The 301-nt window shown below is 66.1% G+C and carries 1 pseudogene; it reads right to left on the bottom strand.

The window, feature by feature from the left end:
* Nucleotides 1-301 (bottom strand): annotated as a pseudogene (locus tag IF29_RS0141280) (glucose-6-phosphate dehydrogenase); the annotation flags it as partial.

A 301-nucleotide genomic window follows, 5' to 3' on the forward strand; every position in this document is an offset into this window, starting at 1 on the left:
GGCCAGGATGTTCTGGACGGTCTCCTTGCCCAGGTAGTGGTCGATGCGGAAGACCTCGTCGCGCGGGAAGACCGAGTGCACGACCTGGTTGAGTTCCTGAGCGCTCTTCAGGTCGTGCCCGAAGGGCTTCTCGATCACCGCGCGGCGCCAGGAACCCTTGGGGGGGTCGGCCAGGCCGTGTGCCTTGAGCTGCTGGACCACTTGCGGGAAGAACTTCGGCGGCACCGACAGGTAGAACGCGAAGTTCCCGCCCGTGCCCTGGGCCTTGTCGAGCTCCTCGATGGTGGCGCGCAGCTTCTCG

The sequence above is a fragment of the Streptacidiphilus jeojiense genome, from assembly GCF_000719095.1.
Taxonomy (GTDB): Bacteria; Actinomycetota; Actinomycetes; order Streptomycetales; family Streptomycetaceae; genus Streptacidiphilus; species Streptacidiphilus jeojiensis.